Below are 1,227 nucleotides of genomic sequence, written 5' to 3' on the forward strand. Positions count from 1 at the left end.
CCCGCACCACCGCCAACACCCGATGCCCATTCGCCCGCGCATCCGACAACCGCTCCAACACCACCACCCCAACACCCTCCGACCAACCAGTCCCATCCGCCGCACCCGAAAACGCCTTACACCGGCCATCCGCGGCCAATCCGCCCTGCCGGGCGAACTCCAGAAACGGTGCGGGCGAGGAAAGCACGGTGACCCCGCCGGCCAGAGCCAGCGAACACTCACCCGACCGCAACGCCTGCGCGGCCAGATGCATCGCCACCAACGACGACGAACACGCCGTGTCCACCGTCATCGCCGGCCCTTCCAAACCCAGCGTGTACGCGACCCGCCCGGCGATCAGGCTGGCGATGGTGCCGGTCATCACGAAACCCTCGGCCGACGAGCCGAGCAGGTTGGCATAGGCGGTGTCGGCGGCCCCGAGATAGACGCCGGTGGCGGTGCCGGCCAGGGCGCGTGGGTCCACACCGGAACGCTCGATGGCCTCCCAGGCGGCCTCCAGCACGACCCGCTGCTGGGGGTCCATCGACACCGCCTCCCGGGGAGAGACACCGAAGAACTCGGCGTCGAAGTCGGCGGCGTCGTGCAGGAATCCGCCGCGGGCGTTGGCCGCGTCGTAACCCTCGACGTCCCAACCCCGACCGGCGGGGAATCCGGACACCACGTCCCGCTCGTCGAACACGAGGTCCCACAGGTCCTCCGGTGAGCGCACCCCGCCGGGAAAGTGGCAGCTCATGCCGACCACGACCACCGGATCCTCGCCTCCTACGGCGCGGACCGGCGCGGCGGGCGCCGGCGTGTCGTCACCACCCATCAGTTCGGTGAGCAGGTACTCGGCCAGCGCCGCCGGGGTGGGGTAGTCGAACACCAGGGTGGCCGGCAGCCGCAGACCGGTCGCCGCGCCGAGTCGGTTGCGCAGCTCGACCGCGGTCAGCGAGTCGAACCCCTGCACGCGGAACTCTTGGCGGGCGCTGACGGACTCCGGATCGGGCTGGGCGAGCACGAAGGAGGACTCGGCACGCACCAGGTCGACAAGGCGGGTCAGCCGATCGGCGGGACGCAGCCCGGCCAGTTGGGCGCCGATCCCGCTCTCGGACGGGTCCGCGCTGGCGGTGCGGCGGGTGACCGGAACCAACCCACGAAGCATCGACGGCACCACACCACCCGACACCACACCCGCCCCATCCACACCAGCAGTAGCAATAACCAACGGATGACGACTGCCCACAG

1 protein-coding gene is annotated in these 1,227 nt (G+C 70.6%); it reads right to left on the reverse strand.

Going from position 1 to position 1,227, the window contains the following annotated elements; genetic code table 11:
• Positions 1–1,144: type I polyketide synthase (locus tag CFN78_RS28345; protein WP_205660687.1), on the reverse strand; the 1,144-nt coding region annotated here is incomplete at its 3' end.
• Positions 1,145–1,227: the final 83 nt, after the last annotated feature.

Source organism: Amycolatopsis antarctica (assembly GCF_002262875.1).
Classification (GTDB): domain Bacteria; phylum Actinomycetota; class Actinomycetes; order Mycobacteriales; family Pseudonocardiaceae; genus Amycolatopsis; species Amycolatopsis antarctica.